Origin of the sequence: Thermosynechococcus sp. Uc (assembly GCF_029335995.1) — a bacterium.
In the GTDB taxonomy this organism is placed as follows: domain Bacteria; phylum Cyanobacteriota; class Cyanobacteriia; order Thermosynechococcales; family Thermosynechococcaceae; genus Thermosynechococcus.
In genome coordinates, this window is sequence record NZ_JARJMS020000056.1 from 21,247 (window position 1) to 29,090 (window position 7,844).

Annotated in this window: 5 protein-coding genes; 3 read left to right on the forward strand and 2 right to left on the reverse strand. The window is 50.6% G+C overall.

All coding sequences use genetic code 11. The features are described from left to right. Nucleotides 1–8 precede the first annotated feature (8 nt). On the reverse strand, nt 9–401 hold the full coding sequence (locus P3X23_RS06455; protein ID WP_300874389.1) for a 2Fe-2S iron-sulfur cluster-binding protein: 393 nt from the start codon (nt 399–401) through the stop codon (nt 9–11). Between the two features lie 163 nt (nt 402–564). Here P3X23_RS06455 and P3X23_RS06460 point away from each other — a divergent pair, with 163 nt between their 5' ends. Both P3X23_RS06460 and P3X23_RS06465 read left to right on the forward strand, forming a co-directional pair. Next, nucleotides 565–1,113, forward strand: a complete 549-nt coding sequence (locus tag P3X23_RS06460) for a DUF1269 domain-containing protein (RefSeq protein WP_300874391.1) — start codon at nt 565–567, stop codon at nt 1,111–1,113. Nucleotides 1,114–1,838: 725 nt separating this feature from the next. Continuing rightward, the gene (locus P3X23_RS06465) at nt 1,839–3,611 is read left to right on the forward strand and encodes a hypothetical protein (RefSeq protein WP_300874394.1); all 1,773 of its coding nucleotides are present in this window, start codon (nt 1,839–1,841) and stop codon (nt 3,609–3,611) included. 6 nt (nt 3,612–3,617) lie between these two features. On the opposite strand, the gene P3X23_RS06470 is transcribed toward P3X23_RS06465, so the two are convergent. Then, the gene (locus P3X23_RS06470) at nt 3,618–4,451 is read right to left on the reverse strand and encodes an acyl-CoA desaturase (protein ID WP_300874397.1); all 834 of its coding nucleotides are present in this window, start codon (nt 4,449–4,451) and stop codon (nt 3,618–3,620) included. 366 nt (nt 4,452–4,817) lie between these two features. On the opposite strand from P3X23_RS06470, the gene P3X23_RS06475 reads away from it, so the two are divergent. After that, nucleotides 4,818–7,544: a glucosidase gene (locus tag P3X23_RS06475; protein ID WP_300874399.1), complete on the forward strand. Its 2,727-nt coding sequence runs from the start codon at nt 4,818–4,820 to the stop codon at nt 7,542–7,544. Nucleotides 7,545–7,844 lie beyond the last annotated feature (300 nt).

The following is a 7,844-nucleotide window of genomic DNA, read 5'->3' on the forward strand; positions in this document are numbered from 1 at the left end:
ATCCTCCTCTAATCCTCATCGAGGGGTAAGCCCAGTTGTACTCGCCCCTTGCCAAAGTAGCGACCAAATTGCAGCTCATAAACCTCGTCCTCATCTTGGGTTTCCACCTCAAGGTCGGAGCAGGCATAGCTAACACACAGGAGGGCATAGCCTTTGGCTCGCAGGGCAGGGGAAAGCCCCATAGCTTCGGGTTGATACACTTGGCCAGAGAGGATGCGCACCGCGCAAGTGGTACAGGCGCCATTGCGGCAGGAAAAGGGTAGCTCAAGGCCTTGGCTTTCAGCGAATTGCAGGATGTAGCGATCGCTGGGAACAGTAATTGTGTACGTCCGTGTGGGGGGGTCTCCCGGCTTGAGGGGACGCACGTGAATGGTCACCGTGTAGGTTTGTGGCGTACTCATGGTCTTGTTATCCTACAGCAAAAAAGGTCGTAACTACCGTCTGAAAGCATTGGTGCAAGGTCGAGCATTGCCCCTTAGCTACCATACCGCAGTCGCAACCCGCCAATGATAATGCTAGGGTAAGAACGGTTCTATCACCCACATTTGCGGGAGATCTAAAGTTATGAGTACCTTAGTGGTCATTGCCTTTGATGATGAGTACAAGGCGAATGAGGTATTAATCCAGTTATTAAAACTGCAGCGGGAGCACCTCATTGATCTGGAGGATGCTGCTGTTGTTGTACGTACCAAAGAGGGCAAGGTTAAAATCAACCAAACCCAAGATCTAACCCTCCAAGGAGCTCTTGGGGGTGGCTTTTGGGGGTTGTTAATCGGTCTATTGTTCTTCAATCCTCTCTTGGGCTGGGCTGCGGGTCTGGTGGCGGGGGCAATTTCCGGCAAATTTACCGACATTGGCATTGATGACAACTTCATCAAAGAATTGGGACAAACTATCTCCCCTGGTAGCTCGGCTATTTTTACACTAGTGCGCCAAGCTACACCAGACAAGGTGATCGAGGAAATTGCTCCCTTTGGCGGCAAAGTCCTGCGCACGTCTTTGTCAAAAGAGGATGAGGCAAAGTTGCAGGAAGCTCTCAATCGCGGCAATGCCGCTTCCCAATCGCCTATCCCCAGTGAAGTGACAACCTCTAGTGAAACGACGAACAGTTAGTTTGTCTGTGGTCTAGCTCTCGCTGTGAAATACTGCTATTGAATCAAAGATGACAATAGCAGCTTCCTACCCAACAGATTGCCCAAATTCAGGATTGGGTGTATAGACTCAATCCTGAATTCCGCAGACTTCTTACGTCCTCTACGATTGGGTCTTACCCCTAGACTTTCCCGGAAGAAGGCTACAGCCTTCTTCAGAGAAATAGCCATTCATGCTCTTGCTTACGGCTGGAAATCTTCCTCTTGAGGTCGGAACTAGAGAGTCCTTTCCCAGTTTCCTTGTAGGGTTGGTTTATCAAGTTCAGACCATAGTTCCACGATCAGCGACAATTGCCGAAGAATTACTTCTGCTGCTGATTGGGGTAGCGCCTGACCTTGGCAACTTTGAGCATTAGGGTCAACTGGATTTACCATCAGCACTTTACCATCGGTTGCTGCCGCAATTCATCTCGCGCTTCAATCAAAGATTAAGAACAAAGATTAAGAAGCCCCTACGGTACAAAAGCGGAGGATTCTTGCGGGTTCTGCTAAATTGATTAGGATAATTTTGAGAGGTTTGGCCATTTCCTAAGGACAGCCTTTCTGACTCAGGATGGAACATCCTGAGCACTGCACAAGCAAGTGGCGGATGGCATTTCCTTACTCTTATTTCAAAAGAGGGCTGTCAGCGAGGGTTGTGCTCACAGTTAGGGTGCAAAATAAGGAGTGTTGGAGAGGGGGGAAACGGTGCAGGATCAAACTAAACCCACCGCAGTGATCGCGATGTTGAAACGCTTCAGCGAGCGATCGCTCCACATCAATGGTCTCATTCCCCTTGTCCAAAAGCAGTGCCGTGCTTGTTTACCTTGGTTACAACATTGGCAAGGGGTGGCCAGCCTCTCCCTTTTAACCTCTATGAGTATTGCGGGGCTATCCCTGTGGCTGCTGCTGCGGCAACCGACAACTGCCGGCAATTGTGATTTTGTCCTTTGGCCTTTGGCATCGGCCTCCTTTCGACTCTACTGTGCCCAACAGGCGGCGGAGCAACACACCCTTGAGGACCTGCTCCATGCCATTGATCTCATTGATGACTTGCCCCGCGATCACCCCCTTGCCCCTGAAATCAATCGTCGCTTAGAAGTGTGGTCAGATCAGGTTTTGGCCTTGGCAGAGGTAGCCTTTCATGAAGGGCAATTGAATCGGGCGATCGCCTTTGCACAACGCATTCCCCGTCAGGTTCAAGCCTATGCCAAGGTGGAAGAGCGCATTCAGCGCTGGCAAGAAATTTGGCAAGAAGGGGAGGCCATCTATCGGCGGGCCGAAGCCGCCTTAAAAAACCTTGAATGGCGGGAAGCTTTTCAAATCTCGCTCCAGTTGCAATTTGTTGAATGTCGTTATTGGGCGCAGGAGCAGTTTGGTGCCTTTAATGAGCGGATTATCCGTGCCCAACAGGAAGATCGGCAGTTGGATAAAGCACGCGCCCTCATGGCACAGGGGGGAGCCGATTCCTTGGCCGCTGCTATTGAAATTGTGCGGCGAATTCCCACTACCAGTGATATTTATCCCGGCGCTCGGCGATTGCTCAATGAGTTGGGTGAACAGTTGCTTGCGTCAGCAGTGGCGGCTTTCAATCGCTATGACCCGCAAGAAGCCCAGCGGATTGCCCGTTTGATTCCCGCCGATGTCAAGAGTGCTCGCGGCGCTGAAGATGTGCTGAAGTTGGCAACAGCAGAAGAATTTGCTCAAGTGGGGATGGGACAGGATATTGATCGGGCGATCGCTCAAGCACGAACAATTACCGCAGAACGCCCCCTCTACTTTGAAGCTCAACAGGCGATTCGCCGCTGGCAAACAGATCTAAAAGTCCTGCATACCCTCGCAGAAGCCCAGGCCATTGCCCGTGGCGGCACATTGAATCACCTGCGCCTTGCCCTCAACAGGCTCAACATTCCTTTGGTGGACGCTAGTCCCTACCGCCAAGAACAAATCCGCGATCAGCGACGGCTGTGGCAACGCCAAATTGAGATTGCTGAAGATCAACCGCTCATTGATCAAGCTAATGCCCTTGCCCGTCGCGGTACTCCTGAGGCTCTGTTGGTAGCTCGCCAACTCCTTGAGCAAATTCGTCCCCAGCGCGCCCTCTATCAAACGGCTCAAAATCGCCTCAAAGAACTCTTCCCACCTGTTGCAACTGTAGCGGTAAGTTGGCAACCCGATCAGGATATCGCCCGCCTGAATGAAGCCCAGCGCCGTGCTCAGGGGGGGCGCGATCGCGACTTTGCCGCTGCCATTGCCATTGCCCAAGAAATTTCCCCAAACTCTAGTGTCTATGCCGCCGCCAACCAGTTAATTGTGCAGTGGGGCAACAATATTTTGGAACAGGCGCGCTATTGGGTGGGGCGGAACAACCGGCAGGCGATCGCCACCGCTGAACTCATCCCCCCCACGCATCCCCTCTACCCAGAGGCAAGGGAATTAATCCGTATTTGGCAAGAGGCGGAACCAGAGAACCCCTTTTAGCAGCTTTTATTGCTGCACGGGAGCTTCCACAAGCCGTACCTTTTGGACAAGACCGATTGCTTGCAGCGCCCGAATTGTGATCCACGTAATATCGAATTCCCACCATTGCAGACCGTGACGTGCCGAATGGGGATAGGTGTGGTGATTGTTATGCCAGCCTTCACCAAACGTGAGCAGGGCAACCCACCAGCAATTTGTGGAGCGATCGCCCGACTCAAACGTGCGATAGCCAAACTTATGGGTGGCACTATTGACAAACCAAGTGAGGTGATACACCAGTACAAGGCGGACAAAGATGCCCCAGACCACAAAGGGCAGCCCACCCCACAGATACAGCAAGACCCCTAAAACCACTTGAATGGGCAGGAAATACCGATTCAAAAACCGATAGACAGGATCAGTGTTGATGTCCTTGGTGAGGCGCTCTACCTCTGCCTTAGCGGGCACTTCTTGGAGCATCCAGCCCATGTGTGACCACCAAAACCCCTTTTGGGAATTGTGCTGATCCAGTGCTTGATCAGAGTGGAGGTGATGATTGCGGTGGAGGCCAACCCATTCAATGACCCCCCCTTCACAGGCCAAGGTACCGCAAAAGACAAAGAAATATTCCAGCCATTTTGGACACTGAAAACTGCGATGGGTGACAAGGCGATGCCATCCTAAGGTAATACCTAGACCCCCAGACAGCCAATAAAGAACAAAACAAAGAAGCACTGCCGACCATGAAAACAGTCCGGGCACAAATGCGAGCAATGCTGCCAAATGGACAACGCCCATAAAAAAAATCACCCCCCAATTGGGACGCTGGGGGTGTGAAGGCAACGAAGAAACAGATGTCATAAAATTCTCAAACGCATTGACAAACCCCACCAAGCTGTACAGCCAGCTCAGCTGGGGCATCAGGTTGTGAATGCCTCTGCGGCTCAGCCTCAAAAGAAACCTATGCTTAATTAGCAAATCAGCGAACCTTTAGTTTCATTTTTGCCGAAGTTGGAGAGCACGTCAAGCGAAATTTGGATCGGTTATCCACCAAAATTTAAGCCCCCAGACACTTGATCAAACCTTAATGTTTTCTTCGTACAAGATTTTAGATCTATCGCCTACCTTAGATAGCTAAATACTCTGTGAGATTTAAGTGCTCAGCAAAATTTTATAGAAGCCTTTAATTAATCTCATAGTTTTTTGATATAAAAAGCGAGGTTAAGTATGGTGTCGAGTTCCAATCCTGAGCGAGAACGACTCAATCAAGTACAGGGTCAGACCAACCCTTGGAAATTTTGGGGACCCTACTTGAGCGAACGGCAGTGGGGCACTGTGCGGGAAGATTACTCCGCCGACGGCAATGCTTGGGAGTATTTTTCCCATGATCAGGCGCGATCGCGAGCCTACCGGTGGGGTGAAGATGGCCTCGGGGGCATTTGTGATGCCCAGCAGCGGCTCTGTTTTGCCCTTGCCCTCTGGAATGGTAACGATCCGATTCTCAAGGAACGGCTTTTTGGCTTGACCAACAATGAAGGAAATCACGGCGAGGACGTTAAGGAGTATTACTTTTACCTTGACAGTACGCCCACCCACTCCTACATGAAGTACCTCTACAAGTACCCCCAGGCGGCTTATCCCTACTTGGATTTGGTTACAACCAATCGCCACCGCAGCCGCTTTGAACCAGAGTATGAACTTTTAGATACGGGAGTCTTTGAGGGCGATCGCTACTTCGATATCTTTATTGAGTACGCCAAAGTAGCTCCCAACAGCATTTTAATCCAAATCAGCATTCACAATCGCGGCAACGAAGCTGCCCATTTGCACGTTTTGCCCACCCTCTGGTACCGCAATACTTGGAGTTGGACACCGCGGAAGGTTCTCGCCAAACCCGAACTCAAGCAAATGAATGCAACACTGGTGCGGGCACGCCATGAGGAGCTAGGGGAATACGAGTTTACCAGCGATCGCCCTGTTCCTTTCCTTTTCACAGAGAATGAAACTAACTTTGAGCGCCTCTTTGGACAACCCAACACCTCACCTTACGTCAAGGATGCTTTCCACCGCTACCTCATCAATGGCGAACACAATGCTGTCAACCCCGGCAAAGTCGGTACCAAGGTGGCCGCTCACTATCAAATCACAGTTCCTGCCCAAGGGGTTGAAGTCATTCAACTGCACCTTGCACCTGCCAAAAGTAGCCCCCTCAGCTTTGGGAATGCCTTTAGCGATCGCCTCAACCAAGCCCGCACCGAAGCGGATCTCTTTTTTAATCACCTCATCCCCACTGAATGCACCGCTGACCAGCGCAATGTTGTCCGTCAAGCCCTTGCCGGCATGATGTGGACAAAACAGTACTATTACTACCCAGTCAAGCAGTGGCTCGAAGATCAAGCCGTTCCTTCGAATGTCGGGAAGCGCATTATTGCCCGCAATCAATCTTGGTTCCACCTTGAAAGTGCCGACATTATCTCCATGCCCGACAAGTGGGAATACCCTTGGTTTGCCGCTTGGGACTTAGCCTTCCACTGCTCGCCCTTAGCCCTCATGGATATGGACTTTGCCAAAGAGCAGCTCAAGCTAATGGTAAATGAACTGTATCTACACCCCAACGGTCAAATACCTGCTTACGAGTGGAACTTTGGGGATGTCAATCCTCCGGTTCATGGGATTGCCACATGGCAAATCTATCTCTTGGACAAAGCCATGAACAAAGGTAAAGGCAATTTGGCCTTTCTTGAGAGTGTATTCCACAAGCTAATGCTCAATTTCACTTGGTGGGTCAACCGCAAGGACTCCCTCGGCAACAATGTCATGGAGGGCGGCTTTCTGGGTTTAGACAACATTGGCGTCTTTGATCGCAGTGCCCCCCTGCCCACTGGTGGCGTTATTGAGCAGGCTGATGGTACAGCTTGGGTGGCCATGTTTACTCTTGACATGCTCTCTATGGCTCTGGAGTTGGCGCAGCAGAATCCCGTTTATGAGGATATGGCCTGCAAATTCTATGAGCATTTTGTTTATATTGCTGGAGCGATGGATCGCGCTGGTGTTCACAAAGATGAACTTTGGGATGAAAAGGACGGCTTTTACTATGACCTACTGCGGCTGCCCGATGGTCGCGCCCAACGCCTGAAGGTACGCTCGATGGTAGGATTGCTGCCCCTATGCACAACTGCAATTTTCTCGGAGGAATTGTTAGAGTCTCTACCCACCTTTAAGGAGCGTATTGCTGCCTTTAATGCCCGTCATCCTGAGCTTTTGACCAACATTAACCCCATTGATCGCCCAGGTGTGAAAAAACGGCGGCTGCTCTCACCCGTGAACGAGGTTAAACTGCGGCGGATTCTCACTCGGATGTTAGATGAGAGTGAATTTTTCAGTGACTATGGCATCCGTGCGCTCTCCCGCTATCACAATGATCATCCCTATATTTTTCAACTGGGTCGCGAAGCCTATCGCGTTAGCTACGAACCCGGTGAATCCACCACAGGTCTATTTGGCGGTAACTCCAACTGGCGCGGCCCTATTTGGATGCCAGTGAACGCTCTTTTGGTGCAAGCTCTACGCAAAATGTATGGCTATTACGGCAATGAGTTTACCGTGGAATGCCCAACGGGTTCAGGACGCTGGCTCAACCTCTGGGAGGTCGCGGCAGAAATTGCCCGCCGCTTGGCTAGCCTCTTCCTCAAGGATGAGTCGGGGCGGCGACCCGTCTATGGTGCCACCGAAAAATTCCAAAGCGATCCCCACTGGCGTGATCTCATTCTGTTCTACGAATACTTTCACGGGGATAGTGGTGTAGGACTAGGTGCAAGTCACCAAACGGGCTGGACGGGGCTGATCGCACGAATTATCATGGCACTGAATGTTTTCGATGCCGAGGAAGTACTGGAGAAAGGATACTTAGCTGTAGTCTCAAAACGACTCGCGGCGTTAATCAGCACCAGCTAGCACCTGCTGAAGGCTTAAAAGAGTTTTTTTGAAAGGCGATCGCCCCTTTTTTGATTTCTTGATACCAAAATTGAACAACGGCTGCAAAAATCCTAAACCTCGGTAACCCTAGCTGATTTTGAATATATTAAATGTGTCAATATGCTAGTAAATTTCAGTAAAATTACTGAGTAGTTGACTCAGGCTATCCTCTACATTACTAGCAAAGGGAGGAATGTGGCTCAATCCAAGTCACTACTGCTTTTAAAATTCATTGCATAACCAGAGCATTTACATTTTGCAACGAAGGCAGGAGACGTG

Excerpts from the sequence above, each read along its gene's own strand:
- P3X23_RS06455 (WP_300874389.1), bottom strand. The coding sequence starts at position 401 with ATGAGTACGCCACAAACCTACACGGTGACCATTCACGTGCGTCCCCTC.
- P3X23_RS06460 (WP_300874391.1), top strand. The coding sequence starts at position 565 with ATGAGTACCTTAGTGGTCATTGCCTTTGATGATGAGTACAAGGCGAAT.
- P3X23_RS06470 (WP_300874397.1), bottom strand. The coding sequence starts at position 4,451 with ATGACATCTGTTTCTTCGTTGCCTTCACACCCCCAGCGTCCCAATTGG.
- P3X23_RS06475 (WP_300874399.1), top strand. The coding sequence starts at position 4,818 with ATGGTGTCGAGTTCCAATCCTGAGCGAGAACGACTCAATCAAGTACAG.